22 protein-coding genes are annotated in these 23,271 nt (G+C 63.0%); 13 read left to right on the top strand and 9 right to left on the bottom strand.

Features of this window, described 5'->3' with window-relative positions; all coding sequences use genetic code 11:
• The first annotated feature begins 12 nt into the window (after positions 1 to 12).
• The 4 genes from P0X85_RS09420 (at position 13) to P0X85_RS09405 (ending at position 7,767) form a co-directional block, all read left to right on the top strand.
• Complete coding sequence (locus tag P0X85_RS09420; RefSeq protein ID WP_275811860.1) at positions 13 to 4,386, top strand: Ig-like domain-containing protein; 4,374 nt, start codon at positions 13 to 15, stop codon at positions 4,384 to 4,386.
• Positions 4,387 to 4,608: 222 nt separating this feature from the next.
• Positions 4,609 to 5,376, top strand: a complete 768-nt coding sequence (locus P0X85_RS09415; RefSeq protein WP_275811858.1) for a Hint domain-containing protein — start codon at positions 4,609 to 4,611, stop codon at positions 5,374 to 5,376.
• A 160-nt stretch (positions 5,377 to 5,536) separates the two neighbouring features.
• Complete coding sequence (locus tag P0X85_RS09410; RefSeq protein WP_275811856.1) at positions 5,537 to 7,393, top strand: Hint domain-containing protein; 1,857 nt, start codon at positions 5,537 to 5,539, stop codon at positions 7,391 to 7,393.
• 119 nt (positions 7,394 to 7,512) lie between these two features.
• A complete protein-coding gene (locus P0X85_RS09405; RefSeq protein ID WP_275811854.1) occupies positions 7,513 to 7,767 on the top strand; it encodes a hypothetical protein in 255 nt (84 codons plus the stop codon).
• Between the two features lie 117 nt (positions 7,768 to 7,884).
• Here P0X85_RS09405 and P0X85_RS09400 read toward each other — a convergent pair whose 3' ends face one another.
• A complete protein-coding gene (locus P0X85_RS09400) occupies positions 7,885 to 8,085 on the bottom strand; it encodes a DUF1127 domain-containing protein (protein ID WP_275811852.1) in 201 nt (66 codons plus the stop codon).
• An 87-nt stretch (positions 8,086 to 8,172) separates the two neighbouring features.
• Here P0X85_RS09400 and P0X85_RS09395 point away from each other — a divergent pair, with 87 nt between their 5' ends.
• The 4 genes from P0X85_RS09395 (at position 8,173) to P0X85_RS09380 (ending at position 12,506) form a co-directional block, all read left to right on the top strand.
• The gene (locus tag P0X85_RS09395; protein ID WP_275811850.1) at positions 8,173 to 9,582 is read left to right on the top strand and encodes an aminotransferase-like domain-containing protein; all 1,410 of its coding nucleotides are present in this window, start codon (positions 8,173 to 8,175) and stop codon (positions 9,580 to 9,582) included.
• Between the two features lie 127 nt (positions 9,583 to 9,709).
• A complete protein-coding gene (locus P0X85_RS09390) occupies positions 9,710 to 10,612 on the top strand; it encodes an ABC transporter permease (RefSeq protein WP_275811848.1) in 903 nt (300 codons plus the stop codon).
• Complete coding sequence (locus tag P0X85_RS09385) at positions 10,609 to 11,415, top strand: ABC transporter permease (protein ID WP_275811846.1); 807 nt, start codon at positions 10,609 to 10,611, stop codon at positions 11,413 to 11,415. The genes P0X85_RS09390 and P0X85_RS09385 overlap by 4 nt, the downstream gene beginning before the upstream one ends.
• Positions 11,416 to 11,429: 14 nt before the next feature.
• Positions 11,430 to 12,506 carry an ABC transporter ATP-binding protein gene (locus tag P0X85_RS09380; RefSeq protein WP_275811892.1) on the top strand — a complete coding sequence of 359 codons (1,077 nt, stop codon included), beginning with the start codon at positions 11,430 to 11,432 and terminating at the stop codon, positions 12,504 to 12,506.
• 163 nt (positions 12,507 to 12,669) lie between these two features.
• Here the strand turns inward: P0X85_RS09380 and typA are convergent, their stop codons facing one another.
• The 8 genes from typA to P0X85_RS09340 all read right to left on the bottom strand — a co-directional run bounded on the left by typA (position 12,670) and on the right by P0X85_RS09340 (position 18,906).
• The gene (gene typA, locus P0X85_RS09375) at positions 12,670 to 14,487 is read right to left on the bottom strand and encodes a translational GTPase TypA (RefSeq protein WP_275811844.1); all 1,818 of its coding nucleotides are present in this window, start codon (positions 14,485 to 14,487) and stop codon (positions 12,670 to 12,672) included.
• A gap of 60 nt (positions 14,488 to 14,547) precedes the next feature.
• Positions 14,548 to 14,880 (bottom strand): DMT family transporter, encoded by a 333-nt coding sequence (locus P0X85_RS09370; RefSeq protein WP_275811842.1) that lies wholly within the window; start codon positions 14,878 to 14,880, stop codon positions 14,548 to 14,550.
• A 12-nt stretch (positions 14,881 to 14,892) separates the two neighbouring features.
• Entirely contained in the window at positions 14,893 to 15,510 is a 618-nt protein-coding gene (locus P0X85_RS09365) for a YitT family protein (RefSeq protein ID WP_275811839.1), read from the bottom strand.
• A gap of 116 nt (positions 15,511 to 15,626) precedes the next feature.
• A complete protein-coding gene (locus P0X85_RS09360) occupies positions 15,627 to 16,835 on the bottom strand; it encodes an NADP-dependent isocitrate dehydrogenase (RefSeq protein ID WP_275811837.1) in 1,209 nt (402 codons plus the stop codon).
• A 100-nt stretch (positions 16,836 to 16,935) separates the two neighbouring features.
• Positions 16,936 to 17,535, bottom strand: a complete 600-nt coding sequence (locus P0X85_RS09355) for an HD domain-containing protein (RefSeq protein ID WP_275811835.1) — start codon at positions 17,533 to 17,535, stop codon at positions 16,936 to 16,938.
• Positions 17,532 to 17,996, bottom strand: coding sequence for a hypothetical protein (locus P0X85_RS09350; protein ID WP_275811833.1), 465 nt, complete (start codon positions 17,994 to 17,996; stop codon positions 17,532 to 17,534). Before P0X85_RS09350 ends, P0X85_RS09355 begins: the two co-directional genes overlap by 4 nt.
• The gene (locus P0X85_RS09345; protein ID WP_275811831.1) at positions 17,993 to 18,229 is read right to left on the bottom strand and encodes a hypothetical protein; all 237 of its coding nucleotides are present in this window, start codon (positions 18,227 to 18,229) and stop codon (positions 17,993 to 17,995) included. The genes P0X85_RS09350 and P0X85_RS09345 overlap by 4 nt, the downstream gene beginning before the upstream one ends.
• The gene (locus tag P0X85_RS09340) at positions 18,229 to 18,906 is read right to left on the bottom strand and encodes an alpha/beta hydrolase (protein ID WP_275811829.1); all 678 of its coding nucleotides are present in this window, start codon (positions 18,904 to 18,906) and stop codon (positions 18,229 to 18,231) included. The genes P0X85_RS09345 and P0X85_RS09340 overlap by 1 nt, the downstream gene beginning before the upstream one ends.
• Before the next feature lie 217 nt (positions 18,907 to 19,123).
• Here P0X85_RS09340 and iscR point away from each other — a divergent pair, with 217 nt between their 5' ends.
• The 5 genes from iscR (at position 19,124) to P0X85_RS09315 (ending at position 23,263) form a co-directional block, all read left to right on the top strand.
• Positions 19,124 to 19,582, top strand: coding sequence for a Fe-S cluster assembly transcriptional regulator IscR (gene iscR, locus P0X85_RS09335; RefSeq protein ID WP_275811827.1), 459 nt, complete (start codon positions 19,124 to 19,126; stop codon positions 19,580 to 19,582).
• Positions 19,583 to 19,657: 75 nt separating this feature from the next.
• The gene (locus P0X85_RS09330) at positions 19,658 to 20,734 is read left to right on the top strand and encodes a cysteine desulfurase family protein (RefSeq protein WP_275811825.1); all 1,077 of its coding nucleotides are present in this window, start codon (positions 19,658 to 19,660) and stop codon (positions 20,732 to 20,734) included.
• Between the two features lie 18 nt (positions 20,735 to 20,752).
• Positions 20,753 to 22,270, top strand: coding sequence for a Fe-S cluster assembly protein SufB (gene sufB / locus P0X85_RS09325; protein WP_275811823.1), 1,518 nt, complete (start codon positions 20,753 to 20,755; stop codon positions 22,268 to 22,270).
• A 102-nt stretch (positions 22,271 to 22,372) separates the two neighbouring features.
• Positions 22,373 to 22,900, top strand: a complete 528-nt coding sequence (locus P0X85_RS09320; RefSeq protein WP_275811821.1) for a hypothetical protein — start codon at positions 22,373 to 22,375, stop codon at positions 22,898 to 22,900.
• Between the two features lie 48 nt (positions 22,901 to 22,948).
• Complete coding sequence (locus tag P0X85_RS09315) at positions 22,949 to 23,263, top strand: heavy metal-binding domain-containing protein (protein ID WP_275811819.1); 315 nt, start codon at positions 22,949 to 22,951, stop codon at positions 23,261 to 23,263.
• Positions 23,264 to 23,271: the final 8 nt, after the last annotated feature.

Raw genomic sequence — 23,271 nt, 5'->3', positions numbered from 1 at the left:
CTGGGCAATGACGTGGATCCCGATGGCGATGCGCTGAGCGTGACGGCGGCCAGCTCGCCGGACGGGTCGGTGGTGATCAATGGCGATGGCACGATCACCTTCACGCCGAACGCGGATTTCAACGGTGAGACGACGATCAGCTACACCGTCACCGATGCGGCGGGTCTGAGCGATACGGCGACGGTCACCGTCACCGTGACCCCGGTCAACGATGCGCCGGTGGCCAATGACGACACCGCCTCGACGGATGAGGACGTGCCGGTCACGATCAACGTGCTGGGCAATGACGTGGATCCCGATGGCGATGCGCTGAGCGTGACGGCGGCCAGCTCGCCGGACGGGTCGGTGGTGATTAATGGCGATGGCACGATCACCTTCACGCCGAACGCGGATTTCAACGGTGAGACGACGATCAGCTACACCGTCACCGATGCGGCGGGGCTGAGCGACACGGCGACGGTGACCGTCACGGTGGCCGAGCAACCCATCGACGGGATCGTCGAAGGGACTGCGGGCGATGATCTCATAAATGCTGGCTACACGGGCGACCCCGAAGGCGACATGGTCGATGCGGGGGATGCGATTCTGCCGGGCGAGGCGCCGGATGACGACATCATCGAGGCGGGCGCGGGCAATGACACGGTTTATGCCGGCGATGGCGACGACGAGGTGTCGGGCGGCCTGGGCGACGACTCGATCTTTGGCAATGCCGGGGCGGATGAGATCGACGCGGGCGAGGGCAATGATTTCGTCGATGGCGGCGCGGGGGATGACACGATCCTGGGCGGCGCGGGCGATGATGAACTGCGCGGCGGCGAGGGGTATGACCTCATCGACGGGCAGGCGGGGAACGACTACCTCGTCGGCGGGTCCGAAGACGATACGCTTCTGGGCGGGGCCGACAATGACACGCTGCAAGGCGCGGACGGGAATGACCTGCTCGACGGTGGCACCGGCAATGACAGTGCCAATGGCGGGATCGGTGACGACACCCTCTACGGCAATGACGGGATGGACACGCTCGACGGGTCCTATGGCGACGACACGCTCTATGGCGGGAACGATGACGACGTGCTCAAGGGCGGCGACGGGGCCGACTCGCTTCTGGGCGAGGCGGGCAACGACTCTGTCACCGGGGGCACCGGCAATGACACGCTGATCGGCGGCACGGGCAATGATACGCTCAACGGGGCCGAGCAGGATGACGTGCTCGACGGCGGGATCGGCGACGACTCGATCCTCGGCGGCACGGGCAATGATCTGGCCGATGGCGGCGACGGCAATGATGTCATCGACACCTCCTCGGGCGAGAGCCTGCCCGATCTGGCCTTCCCCGGTCTGTGGGATGCGGATTCGACCCCGAATGACGATCTCGACACCGTTTATGGCGGCGCGGGCAATGACACGATCACCACGGGCGACGATGCCGACTATATCGACGGCGGCGCGGATGATGACGTGATCAATGCAGGCGTCGACCGCGATACGATCCTTGGTGGCGATGGGAATGATTACATCATCGCGGGCGAGGGCGATGATACGGTCGATGCGGGTGCGGGCAACGATACCGTCTATGGCGGTGCCGGGCCGGGCTTCCCCGATGCGATCAACATCCCCGATGCGACCGATCCGGTCCTGAACAACGGCGATGACACGATCCATGGTGGCGACGGCAATGACGTCATCTATGGCGAAGACGATAACGACCTGCTCTATGGGGATGCGGGCGCGGACCTGCTTGATGGTGGCATCGACGAGGACACGCTGATCGGCGGCACCGGGGCCGATACGATCATCGGCGGCGCGGCGGCTGACCTCATGGATGGCGGCGATGACCGCGATGTCTTTGTGGTCGATACGGCCGGGGATGGCGCGGGCGACGTGATCGACGGCGGTGAGGGGGGTGACGATTTCGACACGCTCGACCTTACCGGCGCGGGCCCCGTGAACGTGATCTATACCGGGCCCGATGCGAACGGGAACGGCTATAACGGCACGGTCGAATTCCTGGATACGGACGGAAATGTCGTCGGCACGCTCGATTTCTCGAATATCGAGAGCGTGATCTATGACGACTACGCGCCGGATGCGTCCGATGACACGGCGATCACCGACGAGGACACCGCCGTCACGATCGACGTGCTGGCCAACGACACCCATCCGCAGAACGACACGCTGAGCGTGACGGCGGCCAGCTCGCCGGACGGGTCGGTGGTGATCAATGGCGATGGCACGATCACCTTCACGCCGAACGCGGATTTCAACGGTGAGACGACGATCAGCTACACGGTCACCGACGAGAACGGCGATACGGATACGGCGACGGTCACCGTCACCGTGACCCCGGTCAACGATGCGCCGGTGGCCAATGACGACACCGCCTCGACGCCCTATGCGACGCCGGTAACGATTGCGGTTCTGGCCAACGATACCGACATCGACGGCGATGCGCTGAGCGTGACCGAGGCCAGCTCTCCCAACGGTTCGGTGGTCATCAATGGCGATGGCACGCTGACCTTCACGCCCGCCGATGGGTTCGAAGGCGAGGCGACGATCTCCTACACGATCACCGATCCCGAGGGGCTGACCGACACGGCGACGGTGACCGTTACGGTGGCCGAGCAACCCATCGACGGGATCGTCGAAGGAACTGCGGGCGCCGATCTGATCGACACCGCCTATACCGGCGACCCGGAAGGCGACATGGTCGATGCGGGGGATGCAATCCTTGGCGATGACGCACCCGATGACGACCGGATCGTCGCGGGGGACGGCAATGACACGGTCTATGCCGGGCTGGGCGATGATACGGTTGCAGGTGATGCGGGCGATGACCTGATCTTTGGCGAGGACGGGAATGACTCGCTCGACGGTGGCGCGGGCGCGAACACGCTCGACGGCGGCGCAGGCAACGATACGCTGCTGGGCGGCGATCTGGGCGACTCGATCGTCGGTGGCGATGGCAATGATCTGGCCGAAGGCGGTGCGGGCGATGACGTGATCAACACGTCGGGCACCACCAACCCGCTGCCCGATCTGGCCTATCCGGGCCTCTGGCCGGCGGATGGGGCGCCGAATGACGATCTCGACACCGTTTACGGCGGCGCGGGCAATGACACGATCACCACGGGCGACGACCGTGACTATATCGACGGCGGCGCGGATGACGATGTCATCAATGCGGGCTTCGATGAGGACACCGTCTTCGGGGGCACGGGTGACGATGTCATCACCGCAGGCGAAGGTGACGATCTGGTCGACGGCGGGGATGGCAACGATACCATCTACGGCGGTGTGGGTCCGGGCTTCCCGGATGCGATCAACGTCCCGGACTCGACCGACCCGGTGCAGAATAACGGTGACGACACGATCCATGGCGGCGCCGGCAATGACGTCATCTATGGCGAGGACGATAACGACCTGATCTACGGTGATGAGGGCGACGACTATATCGACGGCGGCATCGACGGCGACACCATCTTCGGTGGGGCCGGGGCCGACACGATCGTCGGTGGCGGCGATAACGACTTCCTGTCGGGTGGCGCCGATGCCGATACGTTCATCATCAACACGATCGGCGAAAACGGCGTCAACAACGTCACCGTGGATGGCGGGTTTGAAGGCGATGACAATGACACGCTCGACTATTCGGCGCTGACCGCGCAGGGCTTCGAGGTCGTCAATATCGTCCGCAACCCCGAGACCAACGGTAATCCGGGCTTCAACGGCCAGATTCAGCTCTACAACCCGGATACGGGGGAATGGGCGAATATCAACTTCACCGATATCGAGAATATCGTGCCGTGCTTCACGCCGGGCACGCTGGTTGCGACACCGCGCGGTGAGCGTCTGGTCGAGGAGCTGCGGGTTGGCGACAAGGTCATCACGCGCGACAACGGCATTCAGGAAATCCGTTGGGCGGGCCGTCGTGACCTGTCGCGCGCCGAGCTGATCGACGCGCCGCATCTCAAGCCGGTGCTGATCCGCGCCGGAAGCCTCGGCGAAGGTCTGCCCGAGCGCGACATGCTGGTCTCGCCCAACCACCGGATGCTGGTCTCGAACGACAAGACCGCGCTCTATTTCGAGGAGAACGAGGTTCTCGTCGCGGCCAAGCACCTTGTGGACAACAAAGGCGTGCGCAATGTCGAGACGCTCGGCACCAGCTACCTGCACTTCATGTTCGACCATCACGAGGTGGTGCTGGCCAACGGCGCCTGGACCGAGAGCTTCCAGCCGGGTGATCAGTCGCTCAAGGGGCTTGGCAATGCGCAACGCGCTGAAATCTTCGAGATTTTCCCCGAACTCAAGGGCGAAGCGGGTGTCGAAGGCTACAAGGCCGCGCGCAAGACGCTCAAGCGTCACGAGGCACGGCTGCTGATCAAGTAAGCCGGGCGGCATTTCCGGATTTCGATTCGTGACTGATCCCCCGTCCACCCTGTGGGCGGGGGATTTTTCACGCGCATCGTATAGGTTGCCGCTGCGGAAACGGTCTATTTCTGGTAAATTGTGGTTTTTCTGTGGCGTGAGAATATCTTTAACGATTTGATGATGTTATGAACTTAAAGGACAGCTTGAACCGGGCGGAGGGCCCTGACCGAAGGCGATAAGATGAAGATGAGCGATCTGCACGGCTTTCGCGCCGGGGTTGATGTTTCTGACACGCTGTCACGGGCTGCGACCGGGGCAAAGTCGGATGTCTGCCCGGTCGATGAAATGCGGCTCATTTTCGACGATTTCGGTAGCAAAGACGGCGCGTTGAGTGCGCATGATGCGGAGGGCCGCAAACGGTTCGAGGCGCGCTTCGATCTTCTGGCCGCTGCGATTCCATGCTTCACGCCGGAAAGTCGGGTGGCCACTGACCGGGGGGAGGTGCCAATTGCGGCGCTGCGTCCCGGCATGAAACTGGTGACCCGCGATAACGGGCTGCAAGAGCTGCTCTGGATCGGGCAGGAACATTTCGACTGGCGCGCGCTCGGGCTCAACCCGCTGCTGCGGCCGGTGCAGATCGCGGGCGGCGCGCTGGGGCGCGACGGGCCGGAGCGTGATATGATCGTCTCGCCGAACCATCGCTTTTTGAACCGCGTGGCGGGTCTTGGTGAGAGCGGAGAACAGCTTGTTATGGCACGCGATTTTGTCGGTCAGGACGGGGTTTCGGTGCTGTCGCTGCAACAGGTGAGCTATGTTCAACTGCTCTGCGAGGGCCACGAATTGCTGATGGTGGATTCGTGCTGGTCCGAGAGTTTTGCGGCGGGGCCCGCGACTCTCTCGATGCTCTCCGCCCAAAGTCGGCAAGAGATCGCAGCCCTGATGCCAGGGCTGGAAACCGCTGTTTCGACGCAGGCGCAGCTGCGTGTTTCAGGGCTTCCCGCGCTTTGAAATCGGCGCGGATCAGGGCCGATTTCATCCTAGAGATGTAGGCTCCTTTTTTCGGCCATAATTCTTTCTAGCTATGAACGAAATCGGGTCCAGTTGACGCCCCAGTCAACCGGCACAAACGGGTCAAAGACTATCGTGTGTTCGAGTGCCCGAGGTTCAGATGGCGACGATTACCGGCTCCACTTCCAACGATACCCTTAACGGGACCACCGGGGATGATACGATCTCCGGGCTGGCGGGGAATGACCTTCTGATCGGTAATGCGGGGAACGATTCGATCTCGGGCGGCGCCGGTGCAGATCGGATTTTGGGCGGTGACGGGAACGACACGATCGAAGGCGGCACCGGCAACGATACCGTCTATGCCGGGGCGGGCAACGATGTCTGGCTCGCGGGGGATTCGACCTCGAACTCGGACGATGTCTATCTGGAAGCGGGCGACGACCTTGCCTATGCGGGCTGGTTCACATCGGGTGACCCGGACATTCTCGATGGCGGGGATGGCAATGACACGCTGTCACTTCAGGGAATTCCGGGCAATCAGGGCGCGACGCTGAACGAGGATGGCTCAATCTCGACGGTGGGGTTCACGTCGATTGTGCGCAATTTCGAGAACCTGATCGGCAATGCGGGTACCAACGCGCTGACCGGCAACTCGCTTGCCAACATGCTCGATGGGCAGGCAGGCAACGATACGCTGACGGGCAACGCGGGCAATGACACGCTGATCGGGGGGGATGGGAACGACTCGCTCGATGGCGGCGCGGATGCGGACACACTTGACGGCGGCGCAGGCAATGACACGCTCATTGGCGGCACGGGTAACGACACGCTGAACGGCGGGGCCGGGGCGGATTCACTCAATGCCGGCTCGGGCATGGACTATGCCGATTACTCTGGGTCAAACGGGGGGGTGAACATCAACCTTGGGGCCGGGACGGCCAGCGGGGGCGATGCCACGGGCGATACTCTCTCCGGTGTCGACGGGCTTTACGGTTCGGCCTTTAACGACACGCTGATCGGCTTCAACGGCGAGGTTACCTCGGGCGCGGACGCCTATACTAACGTGTTCTACGGCAATGAAGGCAACGACTATCTCGACGGCGCGGGGGGCGGTGACTCGCTCTATGGCGGGACCGGCGATGACACGGTGCTGGGCGGCGCGGGCAACGATTTCCTTGAGGGGGGCGAAGGTTTTGATGTCGTGGTCGGCGGCGCAGGCTCCGATACGATCTCGCTTAACGAAGGGCAGGATGTCGGCGAGCATATCGACGGTTCGGACGATATTGGTGACGGCGATGTTGACGAGCTCATCATCAATGGCCGCGCGCAGATTTTCTACGACGAGAACGACTCGGAAGCGGGCACGATCCGCTGGGCAAATGGCGACACGACCACCTTCGAGAACATCGAGAATATCACCGTCATTCCCTGTTTCACGCCGGGCACGATCATTGAGGCGGCTGGCGGTGCGATCGCGGTCGAGGAACTCCAGGTCGGCGATCGTGTGCTGACCCGCGACAGCGGCTATTGCCCATTGCGGTGGGTCGGCAAGAGAATACTTGACGCGGCGACGTTGGAGGCGCAGCCCGCGTTGCAGCCGGTCCTGATCCGTGCGGGCGCGCTTGGGCAGGGGGAACCGGTGCGCGATATGATCGTTTCGCCGCAGCACCGGATGCTGTTCGTGGGGCAGCATGCCGAGTTGCTGTTCGGCGAGCATGAGGTGCTGATCGCGGCGCTGCATCTGGTCGGTCAGCCGGGGATCGAGCGACTGGAGCTGGACAGCGTGACCTATATCCATCTGCTTTTCGACACGCATGAAATCATCCTCGGCGATGGCGTCTGGACCGAGAGCTTCCAGCCGGGCGAGATGATGATTGACGCGATGGATGCGGCACAACGCGATGAAATTCTGACGATTTTTCCGGAGTTGAAGCGGTCCGCGCCGTGGAGCATCTGGAGCCCTGCGCGCCTGTCCCTGAAGGCGCATGAGGCGCGCGCGCTGCTCGCGGCGTGATCTGTTGCGGCAAAGACTCAGCGCCGCGGCGATCTGATCGGTCGCGGCGCGTGGGTGATTGACCGGACCTCTTCCCGTGGGCATCGTGCGAGAAAACAAAGACCAAAACGAGCAGTCTCATGATCCAGAAAGCGTTCCACGCCTCCGAAGGGGGGCTTGATTTTGTTGGTCTGCGCAAGGCGCGCAGCGGCGGCGTCGAGATCGTCTATGATGACGGGGTCAAGCGGCGCATGGTCTGGCGTGTGCTGGGGCCGGCGAGCGAGGGTCAGATCGGTGACGCGCTGGCGCGAGCGGTACGCTCGGCGCGCGTGGTGCCTGCGATTTATGCCGAACTCAAGAAACGTTCGATCTCGATCGAGGCGGTTATCGCCTGAAGCCGGCTTTTGCAGCCTGTGTGCTGACAGGCCGGCGCGCGACGTCGGCCTTTGTCATGAAAAGAGGCCGGGCAGATGCCCGGCCAAGGAAGAGGATCCGACAGGGGACTGCGGCTCCTACTCTTTCCAGAAGGGGCGCGCGGCTTCGAACTGCGCGGCATCCCGACTGATCCCGATATCCTTCAGCAGATGATCGTCCAACTGCCCGAGCGCCCGGCGGGTGCGTCGGGTCTTGACCCAGTCCGCGACGGTCTGCGCGACCGCAACGGGCCGGGTCGGCGCGGCGAGAGCGAAGTGACGTAGCGAGAGGCCAGACATGTGGGTCACCTTTTGTATTGATACAATGAATGCGTTTCGTGTAATCTAGGGATACAAAAACAATACAATGCAAGCCAGAGAAACATTGTGACTGATACAACTTGGAGGCCGGACCTCGGCACGCAGAGCGGTCCGAAATATCTCGCGCTGGTGCGCGCGCTACGTGAAGGCGTGCGGCGTGGCAGTCTGGAACCGGGGTCAAAGCTGCCGACGGTGCGCGATTTGGCATGGCGTCTGGGGGTTACGCCGGGCACGGTGGCGCGCGCCTATCAAATCGCTACGCAGGAGGGGCTCCTTGAGGCGGCGGTCGGGCGTGGCACATTTGTATCGACACAATCGCGTCGCCTTGGTCCGACCGAGCCGCTCTATACTCAACTCTCGACCGAGGATAATAGCGGGCGCGGCCCCGTCGATCTGCGTTCACCGCAACTGCCTGATGTCGGCCAGACCGAAGCCATCGCGCGCGCCATGGCCGAAGCCGCGCGCGAAATCGGACAGAAATACCTCGAGTATCCAGGTCTGAAACGCGATCTCTTCGCGCGCGAGGCGTCGCTGAGCTGGTTTGAGTGCTGCGACCTTGGCCCGATCACGGCGGATGATCTGGTGCTGACCCATGGTGGCCAGAACGGGATCAATCTGACGCTGCAAATCTGTCTGCGGGGTGACCGTCCCGTCGTGCTGACTGAAGAACTGGCCTATCCCGGCTTCCGCCATGCGGCGAAGCTGGTTCGGGCCGAGACGGTGGCGGTTGCGCTCGACGAGGAGGGGATGATCCCCGCCGCGCTCGACGCGGCGTGCCGGCGCAACCGCGCGCAGGTCGTCTGCATCACCACCGAGGCGCAGAACCCGACCGCCGCGCGGATGGGGCTCGAACGGCGCAAGGCGATTGTTGCGGTGGCGCGCGCGCATGATTTGCAGATCCTCGAGGACGATTGCTACACCGCGCCCAGTTCCGGCCTGCCGAGCCTGCGCGCGCTCGCCCCGGAGCGCACCTGGCATGTGACGAGCCTGTCCAAGACCATCTCGGCGGGGATGCGGTTCGGGATCGTGGTTTGCCCCGAGGGGATGGGCGAGGCGGGGCGACTGGCCGCGCAGCACTCCTATTTCGGGCTGGCGCGTCCGGTGACGGATATCATGACCCGGATTCTGCGTTCGGGCGATGCGATGCGGCTGCGTCAGGCCGCGCAAGAAGCGATGGGCCGGCGGCTGGAACGCGCGGTGCAAGCGTTGAGCCGTTTCGATATCGTCTGGCAGCCGGGGCTTTCCTTCTTCTGGCTGCGCCTGCCGCTGGGGTGGCGCAGTTCGGCCTTTGCCCGCGCTGCCGAGGCCGAGGGCGTGCTGGTGCGTTCGGCTGATGAATACGTGCTCCATGACGGGCACGCGCCAAACGCGGTGCGCATCGCAATTGCGGGGGCGGTCCCCGAGGCCGACTTCCATGCGGCGATCGACCGCCTCGTGGGGCTTCTGGAAAACCCTTCGGGCGACCTCGCGGTCTGAGCTGCCCAAAAAAGCGCCCCGCGCCGAAAAATGGCGCAGGGCGATGCATCTCGCCTCTTTTCAGTTCCCGCTGCCTGTGCTTTCGTCGGCAATGCTGCGCAAGCGCGCGGCCCCACAGGAGACGAGAATGGCACAAGGCTCGCCGTTAAGCCGCTTGAAACATTCCGAGGCCGCCAACGGTCTCGCCTTGATCAGCCCGACCGCGCTTTACGCGATTCTGTTGCTGGCCGCGCCGCTTTTGACGATCCTCGCCTATTCCTTCTTCAAGGATGGCTATCTGACGGTGATCCATGAGGTCACCTTCGAGAATTACAAGGCGGTCTGGACCGACCCGATCTTTCGCGCGATCCTGCTGCGCTCCCTGATCGTGTCGGGGCTGGTGACGCTGGTCACTGTGGCTCTGGCCTTCCCGATTGCCTATTTCCTGTCCTTCCACGTCCGGCCCGACCGCAAGTCGCTCTGGCTGTTCCTGATCACCATTCCGTTCTGGACCTCCTATCTGATCCGTGTGTTCCTGTGGAAAGTGATCCTTGGCTATAACGGGGTGATCAATTCGGGGCTGAAATCCATCGGTCTGATCGGAGAGGGGCAGCTGATCGAAGACCCGCTGCAAATGCTCAACACGGTCGGGGCGATTGCGGCGACGCTCGCCCATGCCTATGCGCCCTTTGCGATCCTGCCGATCTTCGTGGCGCTCGAAAAGATCGACCGCTCGCTTCTGGAGGCCGGGCAGGACCTTGGCGAGAGCCGGGTGATGACCTTCCTGCGGGTCACCCTGCCGCTGGCAATGCCGGGGGTTGTGGCGGCGGTGCTGATCGTTTTCATCCCGACCATTGGGGATTACGTGACGCCCGAACTGATCGGCGGGGGCAAGCTGCCGATGGTTGCAAACATGATCCAGGCGCAGCTTCTGCCGCTCGATAACAAGCCGATGGGCTCGGCGATTGCGGTTTCGGCGATGGCGGTGGTGGCGCTGATCTCACTGGCCTTCGTCTTTGCCAACCGCCGTTACCTGCGAGGCCCGAAATGAAGCTGCCCTCGCTCCGCATCTATGCCTTCGCCTATCTCGCGTTTCTTTACGCGCCGATCCTGCTGTTGCCGATTTTCGCGTTCAACGATGGCACGATCATCGCCTTTCCGCTCAAGGGCTTCACGCTCGACTGGTTCTCGCAGATGTTCGCCAATGACACGCTGGGCCGGGCGGTGCGCAATTCGATGATCATTGCGGGATCGACTGCCGTTCTGGCGACCGCCTTTGGCATTTTCGCCGCGCGCGCCGGCACGCGGTTCAGCTTTCCGGGCAAGGGGCCGATCATGGGGCTGATCATGCTGCCGCTGGTTCTGCCCGAGATCATGATCGGCGGCTCGTTGCTTCTGGTGCTGCTGGCCATCGGGATCGAGCTCTCGATCCTCACGGTGATCCTCGGCCATGTGCTGATTGCCACGCCTTACACGATTGCGATCCTGAACACGGCCTTTGCCTCGCTCGACCGCTCGCTCGAAGAGGCGGCCTATGATCTGGGCGAAGGCAAGCTTTCGACCTTTCGTCTGATTACGCTGCCCTTGGTTCTGCCGGGGATCATTTCTTCGATGCTGATCGCCTTCACGATCTCGCTCGACGAATTCATCATCGCGTTCTTCCTTGCCGGGAATGAGCCGACGCTGCCGACCTATATCTTCTCGCAGTTGCGCTTCCCGAAACAGATCCCGATGATCATGGCGCTTGGTACCTGCCTCGTGCTTTTGTCGATCATTCTTCTCACCATCGCGGAATATGTCCGCCGCCGGGGCCTCAAGAAGACCGGTGCCAAGGATACCGGAGGCTTCCTGTGAATACCCGTGCGCCCATGATCGAGTTTCAGGACGTCCATAAATACTATGGCGAGTATCACGCGCTGCGCGGCATCACCGCGACGATCCGCGCGGGCGAATTCTTTTCCCTGCTGGGTCCGTCGGGCTGTGGCAAGACCACGCTCTTGCGCACCATCGCCGGCTTTGAGGGGATTTCCTCGGGCGCGGTGCTGATCGACGGCAAGTCGATGGAGAACGTGCCCGCCAACAAGCGCCCCACGAATATGGTGTTTCAGAGCTATGCGATCTTCCCGCACCTGACCGTCGCGCAGAATGTGGGCTTCGGGCTGCGACGTGATGCGCGCTCAAAGGCCGAGAAGGACAAGCTCGTCGAAGAGGCGCTCGAAATGGTCGGCCTCAAGGGCTACGGACCGCGTGCGGCCCATGCCATGTCGGGGGGGCAACGCCAGCGCGTGGCGCTCGCGCGCGCACTGATCCTCAAGCCCAAGGTGCTGCTCCTCGATGAACCGCTCTCGGCGCTGGACAAGAAGATCCGCGAGCAGATGCAGGTCGAACTGATCAAGCTGCAACGCGAGGTCGGCATTACCTTCGTGCTCGTGACCCATGACCAGGAAGAGGCCCTGGTCATGTCGGACCGGATCGCGGTGATGTTCGAGGGCGAAATCGCCCAACTCGCCGATCCGGAAACGCTGTATCGTCGGCCAAACTCGCGCCGCGTGGCGGATTTCATCGGGGTGATGAATTTCCTCCCCGCCAGCGTCACCGGCGAGGCGAACGGCCATATTCAGGTGGAGGCAGCAGGGCTCGGCGCGTTTGAGATCGAGGCGGCGCAGGCGTCGGCCGCACCCGCGGGCGGTCAGGCCTCGATTGGCTTCCGTCCCGAGACGCTGACCATCCTCTACGAGGGCCAGACACCGCTCGACCGCGAGACGCCCGGCACCATCGAAGAGGTCGTCTATTACGGCGACATGACCTATTACGACGTGAAGCTCGATGGGGTGGACGTGCCGGTGCGAATCTCGATGCGCAACGTCTTCGGTCGTCCGGTGCTCGATATCGGAACCCGCACCCGCGTTGCGTGGTCGCCGGGCGCTTTGGTTCTGTTCCGCTGAAGGGGGCCGGGGCAGGGGGCGCTGCCCCCTCGCGCTGGCGCGCTCACCCCCGGGATATTTCCGGCGATTGGAAATCAGAGACTATCTCGTTCTCCAATCGCGTCAAATATCCCGGGGGGTGAATTTACGAAGTAAAGAGGGGGGCAGAGCCCCCCTTTTTGTATTACTCGGCACGTGCGGCGCGTTTGCGCTCATGCGGGTCGAGATGGCGCTTGCGCAGGCGGATCGCCTTGGGCGTAACTTCGACCAGCTCGTCATCGTTGATATAAGCGATGGCCTCTTCGAGGCTCATCCGCACGGGCGGCGTGAGGCGCACGGCCTCGTCGGTGCCGGATGCCCGCACGTTGGTGAGTTTCTTGCCCTTGAGCGGGTTCACTTCGAGGTCGTTATCGCGCGAATGCTCGCCGATAATCATCCCCTCATAGACCTGCTCCTGCGCACCGATAAACAGCTTGCCGCGCTCTTCGAGGTTCCACAGCGCATAGGCCACCGAGACACCGTTCTCCATCGAGATCAGAACGCCCTGACGACGGCCTTCGATGCTGCCTTTATAGGGGGCCCAGCTATGGAAGATGCGGTTCAGGACGCCCGAGCCGCGCGTGTCGGTCAGGAACTCGCCCTGATAACCGATCAGACCACGCGAGGGCACAAGCGCGACGATGCGGGTCTTGCCGCCCTCGGCGGGGCGCATCTCGGTCAGCTCGCCTTTGCGCGGGCCGGTCAGTTTCTCGATCACCGCGCCGGAATATTCGTCGTCCACGTCGATGATGACTTCTTCGATCGGCTCCATGCGCTGGCCGTCTTCCTCGCGGAAGATGACCTTCGGGCGCGAGATCGAGAGTTCGAACCCTTCGCGGCGCATGTTCTCGATGAGCACGCCCATCTGAAGTTCGCCGCGCCCCGAGACGACGAAGGCTTCGCCACCGGGCGTGTCTTCGACGCGGATCGCGACGTTGGTTTCGGCCTCTTTCAGGAGGCGCTCGCGGATCACGCGCGATTGCACCTTGGTGCCATCGCGGCCCGCCAGCGGGCTGTCATTGATGCCGAAGGTCACCGAGATCGTCGGCGGGTCGATCGGCTGTGCGGGCAGGGCGGTCTCGACTTCGAGCGCGCAGAGCGTATCGGCCACGGTGGCCTTGGACATACCCGCGATCGAGACGATATCGCCTGCGACGGCCTCGTCGATGGGCTGCTGTGCGAGACCACGGAACGCGAGGATCTTGGTGCAGCGGAATTGCTCGATCTTGTCGCCCTTGCGCGAGAGCGCCTTGAGCGGGTCGCCGACCTTGAGCGTGCCCGATTCCACGCGGCCCGTCAGGATGCGCCCGATGAACGGGTCGGCGCCCAGCGTCGTTGCCAGCATGCGGAAGGGTTGATTGGCCTGAAATTCCTGTTTGGGCGGCTCGACATGCTGCAGGATCAGGTCGAAGAGCGCCGAGAGGTCCTCGCGCGGGCCGTCCAGTTCGAGATCGGCCCAGCCGCCAATGCCTGAGGCATAGACATGCGGGAAGTCGAGTTGCTCGTCATTGGCGCCGAGGTTCGCAAACAGGTCGAACACCTCGTCGAGGGCGCGGTCGGGTTCGGCCGCCGGTTTGTCGACCTTGTTCAGCACCACGATGGGGCGCAGGCCAAGCGCCAGCGCTTTTTGCGTCACGAATTTGGTTTGCGGCATCGGGCCTTCGGCGGCATCGACCAGCAGGCAGACACCGTCCACCATCGACAGGATGCGCTCCACCTCGCCGCCGAAATCGGCGTGGCCGGGGGTGTCGACGATATTGATCCGGGTGCCCTTCCACTCGACGCTCGTCGCCTTGGCGAGGATGGTGATCCCGCGCTCACGCTCGATGTCGTTGCTGTCCATGGCGCGTTCCGCCACAGCCTGGTTTTCCCGGAAGGCGCCCGATTGCTTCAGGAGCTGGTCGACGAGCGTGGTCTTGCCGTGGTCGACGTGTGCGATGATCGCGATATTGCGAAGGTCCATGATATCCGCCTGTTCATGCTTTGGGGCGGGCCATACAGGCAAAAGCGGGGCTTGGCCAGCCTAATGCGCCTGTGCCTTGGAAAACAGGTTGATGACGAGAATTCCGGCGATGATCAGTCCCAGCCCGAGCATGGCGGGCAGGTCGAGGCGCTGGCCAAAGATCACCCGGCCCGAGAGGGTGATCAGGATGATCCCGATGCCGGACCAGAGCGCATAGGTGATGCCGAGCGGCAGCACCTTGAGAACCAGCGTGAAGAAGTAGAACGCGCCCGCAAAGCCCACCAGCACGCCGAGCGAGGGCCAGAGTTTGGTGAATTGCTGGCTGGCTTGCAGGCAGGAAGAGCCGAAGGTCTCGAAGGCGACGGCGATCAGCAGGAAGAGATAGGTTTTCATCGGGCGTGGGCCTCAGGTGGCGATGTAGCGGTCGCGGCGGTGGTTCATCGCGATCACGAGATTGACCACGACGGCGCCAAGGAAGGACCAGGCGACAGTCTGCCAGTCACGCAGCAGAAGGGCGAGAGCAAAGACGCCGGCATCGAACAGAAGCTGCGTCCAGCCCGCGCGGAATCCGGTCTTGTCTTGCAGGTAGAGGGCCACGATGCCGACGCCGCCGAGCGACGAGCCGTGCCGAAACAGCGCCAGCAGCGCGGAGCCGGTCACAAAGCCGAACAGAACCGCGCCCACAGCGGGGTGGAGCGTCTCGAAGCTGACCAGTCCCGGCAAGACCATCGTCGCAAGCGACAGGATCGTGACCGCTGTCAGGGTCTTGGCGACGAAGACCGGCCCCATCCGTTTGTAGCCCAGCCAGTAGAAGGGCAGGTTGATGACGAAGAAGACCGGGCCGAACCCCCAGCCGGTCGCGTAGGAGATCAGCACCGCAAGCCCTGCGGTCTGCCCGGTGACCAGCCCGAGATGGGTCAGGATCACGATGCCGAAGGCCGCCATCAGGCTGCCAAAGGCGATGCCCTGGGCGTCGTCGAGCGGTGAGTGCCGGGCGGGCTGTTCTGCAATGATCTCCGTCATGGGCGCGACATGATCCCAAATTGCGGGGCAGGGCAAGGGGGACGCGCGTGGGCGTGCAAACGGAAAGGGCCGGGCCTTGCGGCCCGACCCCTACATGGCGCGGATTGGGGTAAAGATCACATCGCCTTGTTCAGATATTCATCGACCTTTTCGAGGAAGCCCATGGTGGTCAGCCATTTCTGATCGGGTCCCACCAGCAGCGCGAGGTCCTTGGTCATGAACCCGTCCTCGACGCATTGCACGGTCACCCGTTCAAGCGTTTCGGCAAAGGTCATCAGCGCGGCATTGTCGTCGAGCTTGGCGCGGTGCTTGAGACCCCCGGTCCAGGCGTAGATGGTGGCGATCGAGTTGGTCGACGTGGCCTTGCCGGCCTGATGGTTGCGGTAGTGGCGCGTCACCGTGCCGTGGGCCGCCTCGGCCTCGACGATCTTGCCGTCGGGCGTCATCAGCTGCGAGGCCATCATGCCCAGTGAGCCGAAGCCCTGCGCGATGGTGTCCGACTGCACGTCGCCATCGTAGTTCTTGCAGGCCCAGACAAAGCCGCCATTCCATTTCAGCGCGCAGGCGACCATGTCGTCGATCAGCCGGTGCTCATACCAGATGCCCGCATCCTTGAACTTCTCGGCGAACTCTTCCTCATAGACCTTCTGGAACAGGTCCTTGAAGCGGCCGTCATAGGCTTTGAGGATGGTGTTCTTGGTGCTCAGATAGACCGGCCATTTCAGCGACAGGCCGTAATTGAGCGAGGCCCGCGCGAAGTCGATGATCGAGTCGTCGAGATTATACATGCCCATATAGACGCCCGCCGAAGGCGCGTCATAGACGACCTTCTCGATCTCGGTGCCGTCCTCGCCCACGAATTTCATCGTGAGCTGCCCCTTGCCGGGGAAATGGAAATCGGTCGCCTTGTATTGGTCGCCAAAGGCGTGGCGCCCGACGACGATCGGCTTGGTCCAGCCCGGCACGAGGCGCGGGACGTTCTTGCAGATGATCGGTTGGCGGAAGACGACGCCGCCGAGGATGTTGCGGATCGTGCCGTTGGGCGATTTCCACATCTGCTTGAGGCCGAATTCCTCGACCCGCGCCTCATCGGGGGTGATGGTCGCGCATTTGACGCCGACGCCATGCTCCTTGATCGCGTAGGCTGCGTCGATGGTCACCTGATCGTCGGTGCGGTCGCGCTCTTCGATGCCGAGGTCGTAATATTTCAGGTCGATGTCGAGATAGGGCAGAATGAGCTTCTGCTTGATGAAATCCCAGATGATCCGGGTCATCTCGTCGCCGTCGAGTTCGACGACCGGATTTGCGACTTTGATTTTCGTCATGGGGCCCCTCCATGCGCTTGGGTTGAGTCGTGTGCGACATCCCTAGCGCATGGGCGGACGGATTTCCAGTGTTGGTATGCGAATGTATACCGAATTTTGCCTAGATCAGCCCGCGCGCCTCGAACCAGGCAGAGATCCGCGCGCGGATGACCGGCCACAGGCCCGGAGCGCCAAGCGCGATCTTGTCGCCCACGCGGGATTGGAGCTGATCCCAATGCACATCGTAGTCGATCCACGAACCGCCGCCGCTCTGGTGGTTGAGCAGCACCGGTTGCGCCCGGTCGAGCGATTTGGCGAAGCGGGCAGAGGGGGTCTCGGCGGCTTCGAACTCGGCCCAGAGCGCGTGAAACTCCGCGCGTTGATCCTCGGGGAGCAGGCCGAAGATGCGCTCGGCTGCGGCCGCCTCTTGGGCCGCGATCTCGGCGGAACCATGGGCCGAACCCTCTTGCGAATGGATCGGCACATCGCCCACGTCGATCTCGACCAGATCGTGCAGCAAAAGCATCTTGATGACGCGGGTGATATCGACCCCGGGCTCTGCCTGATCCGCGAGCGTGAGCGCATAGAGCGCCAGAGACCAGCTATGTTCTGCCGAATTTTCCGGGCGTGACGCATCGTGGATCGGTGTCGCGCGCGTCACCGATTTCAGCATCTCCGCTTCGCGCAGGAAGGCGAGTTGCTGCTCGATCCGGTCGCTCATGCGGAGCGCCCCCGCATGCCCGCCCACGCACTCAATGCGGCCAGCGCGACAAGGCCCGCCCCGATCCAGAGCGCGCTTGTCAGTGGCGCATAGCGGGCGCACTCGACGCGCGGTGCGAGCAGCACGATCCCAAGCGTCAGCGCGATCACTGGGCCGAAGGACACAAGCGCCGTGCGCAGCGCTGTGATCCGCCCGATCATTGCCGAGCCGAGCGCCAGCATCAGACCGGCCCAGACCGGTGCGAACAGCCCAAAGGCAAGTCCGGGCCGCTGAAGCAAATCGGGAAGCAAGGTCAGAAACGCGCCGCGCCCGATGCCGGTAAACACATGACCGTCGCATGTCGCGCGCAGCCCGTAGAGCGCAAGTCCCACGATCAGCGCCAAACCGCTCGCAACCACCGCCCCGGCGAGCAGCGCGCCGCGCGGGTCCGGCGCGGGGCGGCCCACCTGTGGCAGGGTCATGACGCGTCCTTGCGCGCCGCGCTCAGCGCCTTGAGCCGTTCCTCGAAGAAGCTCCGCCCGCGCTGTTCGGACAGGTGCAGGCGACAGGCGGTCAGGAACGCTTCCTGAAGCGAAGGCGACGAGGTGCCGATATGGTTGCCGACCTCGACATACAGCCGGTCGACGCCCAATTCGAGCTGCGCCTTCATCACGTCGGCGGCAAGTTTCTCGGCCAGCTCGTCGATCAGCGCCATCAGCGGCTACCCTCGGTCAGGCGGCGTTTGACATAGGTCTGCACCGTCTCGATCATCGGCTTCATATGGGCGTCTTCATTCTTGAAGAAGTGATCGGCGCCTTCGACCTCTTGATGGGTGATCGTGATGCCCTTTTGCTCTTGCAGCTTGGAGACCAGTTGCCGGGTCTCGTTCGCGGGCGCGATGCGGTCGTTGGTGCCGTTGATGATGAGGCCCGACGAGGGGCACGGTGCGAGGAAGCTGTAATCGTAATTGCCTGGGCCCGGCGAGGACGGGCCGGGCGGCGCGACCGAGATGAAGCCGGTGATCTCGGGGCGGCGCATCAAGAGCTGCATGCCGATCCACGCGCCGAAGGAATGACCCGCGACCCAGCAATGTTTCGAATTCGGGTTCATCGCCTGAAGATAGTCGAGCGCCGAGGCCGCATCGGACAATTCACCGATGCCCTGATCGTATTCGCCCTGACTGCGGCCCACGCCCCGGAAATTGAAGCGCAGAACGGTAAAGCCCATCTGGTGGAAGGCGTAGTGCAGGTTATAGACCACGCGATTGTTCATGGTGCCGCCGAATTGCGGATCGGGATGCAGGATGATCGCGATCGGCGCGTCCGGGCTCGGCTGCGGGTGATAGCGGCCTTCGAGACGACCTTCGGGACCGGGAAAAATGACTTCGGGCATTGTGTCTCGCCTGTTAGTGACCAAAGTCCCGGGGGTGGGTGCGGCAGCGTGAAAACTTGACGCTTTCGCTCAGAGTCCCTAGGACGGGGCCATCCCCGGCGACATGCCGGGAAATCGGGTGGGTTTTGAGTTAAGCGGCCCGAAGCGCGGCGTCAAGGATTGAGCCGTGCGGGGCCGGATTTGATACGATCTGCGCCCGGATTCGAGGAGGTGCGGGATGAAACTTTCGACCAAGGGGCGTTACGCGATCGTCGCGCTCGTCGATCTGGCGATTGCGGGGGAGGGGATGCGGACCTCGCTGGCCGCGATTTCGGAGCGGCAGGACATCTCCTTGCCTTATCTCGAACAGCTTTTCGTGCGGCTGCGTCGCGCCGGCCTGGTGAATTCGGTGCGCGGTCCGGGCGGCGGCTATCGGCTTGCCCGCGCGCCCGAGGAAATCCGCATCTCCGAGGTGTTCGAGGCGGTCGATGAGACGGTTTCGGCCTTGCACATGGGGGCGGGGGCTTCGGGTGGCGTGTCCGGCTCGCGGGCGCAATCGCTGAGCAATCGTCTTTGGGAGAGCCTGAGCGCGCAGGTCTTTGTTTTCCTGCATCAGACGACGCTTGCGGATGTGGTGCGCAACGGGTTGAAACCCTGTCCGGCGGTGCCGAGCCTGTTCTCGGTGGTGGATGAATAAGGCGCGCGTTGCGCGGGCGAAGACGATGGAAGCCTCCGGCGGGAGTCTTTCGGGCGTGATGAAAGCGGGTATGCTGTGACGGCGCGGCTCTATCTCGATTGGAATGCGACAACGCCGCTGCGCGACGAAGCCCGCGCGGCGATGATCGCGGCGATGGATGTGGTGGGCAACCCGTCCTCGGTCCATGCCGAAGGGCGCGCGGCCAAGGCGCTGATCGAGCGGGCGCGGGCACAAGTGGCCGAGGCGCTTGGCGCGGACGGGGCGGACGTGATTTTCACCTCTGGCGCGACCGAGGCTGCGGCTTTGGCCTGCGCGGGGCGTGGCCTCCATTGCGCCGACATCGAGCACGACGCTGTGGCGGCCTGGTGCACACCCGATCTGTCTGTGGACGGGCTTGGCCGCGTCACCGTGACCGATCCCGCGCAAAGCGCGCTGCAACTGGCCAATTCCGAAACCGGGGTCATTCAGGATCTGCCCGAAGGGCTGGCGGTTTCCGATCTCACGCAGGCCTTCGGCAAGGTGCCTTTCGCGTTCAACTGGCTGGGTGTGACGGCGGGACTTGTATCGGCGCATAAGCTGGGTGGTCCGAAGGGGATCGGCGCGCTGGTGGTCAAGCGCGGGACCGATATTCCGGCGCAGCTTTTGGGTGGCGGGCAAGAGATGGGCCGGCGCGCCGGGACCGAGAACCTGATCGGCATCGCGGGTTTTGGCGCGGCTGCTGCGGCTGCGGCGCGCGATTTGTCGGCGGGCCTCTGGGATCAGGTCGCCGAAATTAGAAATATTCTAAAATTGGCTCTGGAAGATGCGGACGAGAGTCTCTATTTTCCGGGATGGGAGACGACGGGAGAACAGGGAGAGGCGGGCCAGGGGCCGCGCCTGTTACCCAATACGCTTTCGATTGTCTGCCCGGGCTGGAAGGGCGAGACCCAGGTGATGCGCATGGACCTTGCGGGGTTCGCCGTCTCTGCCGGGTCGGCCTGTTCCTCGGGCAAGGTGCGTGCCAGCCGGGTGCTGCGCGCGATGGGATATGACGAGGGGCTGGCGGGCGCGGCGATCCGTGTTTCGATCGGTCCGGGAATTGGAAAGGACGATGTGCTGCGCTTTGCCGAAAGCTACCGCGCCGCGCGTCAGAAACACCGCGCACGAACTTGACGCGGAAAGGGAAACGCCATGGTCGAAGAAAATCTGGAAGTGCGTGAGGGTGTCGATCGGGAAACCGTCGAAACCGTCCAGAACATGGGCAGCTACAAATATGGCTGGGACACCGAGATCGAGATGGAATTCGCGCCCAAGGGCGTGAATGAGGATATCGTCCGGCTGATCAGCGAAAAGAACGAAGAGCCTGAATGGATGACCGAGTGGCGTCTTCAGGCGTTCCGCCGCTGGAAGGAAATGGCCGAACCCGATTGGGCGATGCTCAAGATCCCGGCGATCGACTATCAGGACATCTATTACTACGCGCGCCCGAAAAGCATGGAGACCAAGCCGAAATCGCTCGACGAAGTCGATCCGAAGCTTCTGGCGACCTATGAAAAGCTGGGGATTCCGCTGAAGGAGCAGTTGATCCTTGCCGGTGTGGAAGGGGCTGAGAAGCTTCAGGAAGGCGAAACCCGTGTTGCGGTCGATGCGGTGTTCGATTCGGTCTCGGTGGGGACCACCTTCAAGGACGAACTCGCCAAGGCGGGCGTGATCTTCTGCTCGATCTCGGAGGCGATCAAAGAGCACCCGGAGCTGGTGAAGAAATATCTCGGTTCGGTCGTGCCGCAATCGGATAACTTCTTCGCGACGCTTAACTCGGCCGTGTTCTCGGATGGGTCGTTTGTCTACATCCCGCCGAACACCCGCTGCCCGATGGAGCTGTCGACCTATTTCCGTATCAACGCGGAAAATACCGGACAGTTTGAGCGCACGCTGATCATTGCCGACAAGGGCTCTTATGTGAGCTATCTCGAAGGCTGCACCGCACCCAAGCGCGACACCGCCCAGCTGCACGCGGCCGTGGTCGAGATCGTCGTGCTTGAGGATGCCGAGGTCAAATATTCGACCGTTCAGAACTGGTTCCCGGGCGACGAGGACGGCAAGGGCGGCATCTACAACTTTGTCACCAAGCGCGCCGATTGTCGTGAGGCCCGCGCCAAGGTCATGTGGACGCAGGTCGAGACCGGCTCTGCGATCACGTGGAAATACCCGTCCTGCATCCTGCGCGGCGACGACACGCAGGGTGAGTTCTACTCGATCGCCATCGCCAATAACTGGCAGCAGGCCGATACCGGAACCAAGATGATTCATCTGGGCAAGAACACCAAGTCGCGGATCGTGTCCAAGGGCATCTCGGCGGGGCAGGCGCAGAACACCTATCGTGGGCTTGTGACCATGCACCCGAAGGCCAAGAATTCGCGCAACTATACGCAATGCGACAGCTTGCTTATCGGCGATAAATGCGGCGCGCATACCGTGCCCTATATCGAGGTGAAGAATAACTCGTCGCGCGTCGAGCACGAGGCGACAACCTCCAAGGTTGATGACGATCAGCTCTTCTATTGCCGCGCACGTGGCATGGACGAGGAAGAAGCCGTGGCGCTTGTCGTGAACGGATTCTGCCGCGAAGTGCTGCAAGCGTTGCCGATGGAATTCGCCATGGAGGCACAATCTCTGGTTGCGATCTCTCTGGAGGGGTCGGTCGGGTGATCATGTCGCATCCCCATCACGCATTTGCCCCGGGCCTGCCCTATTTTGGGCACGCTTCGCTGGTGATGTGGCTTCGGATCGACACACGACCGGAGGCACCCCATGACCATCTCCAGCGCCAGCTTCAACGAACGCCTGCGGCGGATCGAGAAGTCGCAAGCGGGCGGCAAGATGGTGCTTCATGTGGGCGACAGCGAGTGGTCGGTCAAATCGCTCGACGAGATCACCAAGAAGATCGCGGTCGAGGCGCCGAAAGCGCGGCTGAGCCTTGGCAAGATGATCTGGGCGCTCCTGTTCGGGGCGGTTGCGGTGATCGGCGGCACGGCGATGCGCAATCATCTGATGCCGCTCGAGGCGGGCTCACAGCTCGACGACATGCATTTTCTGATCAGCGGGGCGTTTGCCTTCGCGCTGTCCTTCGTACTGGCGCAGGTGTTCCGGCTGCGCTCCAAAGTTCTGATCGTGCTTCAGGTTCTCGCCATCGTCGCGGGCCTGTCCACGCTGCACAATCTCGCCTTCTGGCAGCCCGCGCTCTCGGCGCAGGCCTTCTCGGTGGAATGGGTCGAGTTGCAGCGCGCGCAGGCGGTCGAGAACTCTGTGATGTTCCGCGACACCGTCATTCCGTTCTGATCGCCCCAGCCGCCTCTGCGGCCCTTGGGGCCGTAACCGGGGGCTGACATGATCACCACCACCACTCCTTCGATCGAAGGCCACAAGATCCTGACCTATCACGGCATCGTGGTGGGCGAGGCAATCATGGGGGCCAATGTCGTGCGCGACCTGTTCGCCTCGATCACCGATATCGTGGGCGGCCGCTCGGGCGCCTATGAAAGCAAGCTGCAAGATGCGCGTGAAACCGCCTTGCGTGAACTCGAGGACCGGGCGCGCGCATTGGGCGCGAACGCGGTCGTCGGCGTCGATCTCGACTATGAGGTCGTCGGTCAATCCATGCTGATGGTGTCGGCTTCCGGCACCGCCGTCACCATCGACTGAGGAAGATA

It is taken from the genome of Pseudothioclava nitratireducens (assembly GCF_029210495.1).
GTDB classification, from domain to species: domain Bacteria; phylum Pseudomonadota; class Alphaproteobacteria; order Rhodobacterales; family Rhodobacteraceae; genus Pseudothioclava; species Pseudothioclava nitratireducens.
Note: the sequence above shows the minus strand (reverse complement) of the source record. Positions and strands in the feature narration are given on the sequence as shown.

Excerpts from the sequence above, each read along its gene's own strand:
- P0X85_RS09415 (WP_275811858.1), top strand. The coding sequence starts at position 4,609 with ATGAAGATGAGCGATCTGCACGGCTTTCGCGCCGGGGTTGATGTTTCT.
- P0X85_RS09410 (WP_275811856.1), top strand. The coding sequence starts at position 5,537 with ATGGCGACGATTACCGGCTCCACTTCCAACGATACCCTTAACGGGACC.
- P0X85_RS09405 (WP_275811854.1), top strand. The coding sequence starts at position 7,513 with ATGATCCAGAAAGCGTTCCACGCCTCCGAAGGGGGGCTTGATTTTGTT.
- P0X85_RS09400 (WP_275811852.1), bottom strand. The coding sequence starts at position 8,085 with ATGTCTGGCCTCTCGCTACGTCACTTCGCTCTCGCCGCGCCGACCCGG.
- P0X85_RS09390 (WP_275811848.1), top strand. The coding sequence starts at position 9,710 with ATGGCACAAGGCTCGCCGTTAAGCCGCTTGAAACATTCCGAGGCCGCC.
- P0X85_RS09385 (WP_275811846.1), top strand. The coding sequence starts at position 10,609 with ATGAAGCTGCCCTCGCTCCGCATCTATGCCTTCGCCTATCTCGCGTTT.
- P0X85_RS09380 (WP_275811892.1), top strand. The coding sequence starts at position 11,430 with ATGATCGAGTTTCAGGACGTCCATAAATACTATGGCGAGTATCACGCG.
- typA (WP_275811844.1), bottom strand. The coding sequence starts at position 14,487 with ATGGACCTTCGCAATATCGCGATCATCGCACACGTCGACCACGGCAAG.
- P0X85_RS09370 (WP_275811842.1), bottom strand. The coding sequence starts at position 14,880 with ATGAAAACCTATCTCTTCCTGCTGATCGCCGTCGCCTTCGAGACCTTC.
- P0X85_RS09365 (WP_275811839.1), bottom strand. The coding sequence starts at position 15,510 with ATGACGGAGATCATTGCAGAACAGCCCGCCCGGCACTCACCGCTCGAC.
- P0X85_RS09360 (WP_275811837.1), bottom strand. The coding sequence starts at position 16,835 with ATGACGAAAATCAAAGTCGCAAATCCGGTCGTCGAACTCGACGGCGAC.
- P0X85_RS09355 (WP_275811835.1), bottom strand. The coding sequence starts at position 17,535 with ATGAGCGACCGGATCGAGCAGCAACTCGCCTTCCTGCGCGAAGCGGAG.
- P0X85_RS09350 (WP_275811833.1), bottom strand. The coding sequence starts at position 17,996 with ATGACCCTGCCACAGGTGGGCCGCCCCGCGCCGGACCCGCGCGGCGCG.
- P0X85_RS09345 (WP_275811831.1), bottom strand. The coding sequence starts at position 18,229 with ATGGCGCTGATCGACGAGCTGGCCGAGAAACTTGCCGCCGACGTGATG.
- P0X85_RS09340 (WP_275811829.1), bottom strand. The coding sequence starts at position 18,906 with ATGCCCGAAGTCATTTTTCCCGGTCCCGAAGGTCGTCTCGAAGGCCGC.
- iscR (WP_275811827.1), top strand. The coding sequence starts at position 19,124 with ATGAAACTTTCGACCAAGGGGCGTTACGCGATCGTCGCGCTCGTCGAT.
- sufB (WP_275811823.1), top strand. The coding sequence starts at position 20,753 with ATGGTCGAAGAAAATCTGGAAGTGCGTGAGGGTGTCGATCGGGAAACC.
- P0X85_RS09320 (WP_275811821.1), top strand. The coding sequence starts at position 22,373 with ATGACCATCTCCAGCGCCAGCTTCAACGAACGCCTGCGGCGGATCGAG.
- P0X85_RS09315 (WP_275811819.1), top strand. The coding sequence starts at position 22,949 with ATGATCACCACCACCACTCCTTCGATCGAAGGCCACAAGATCCTGACC.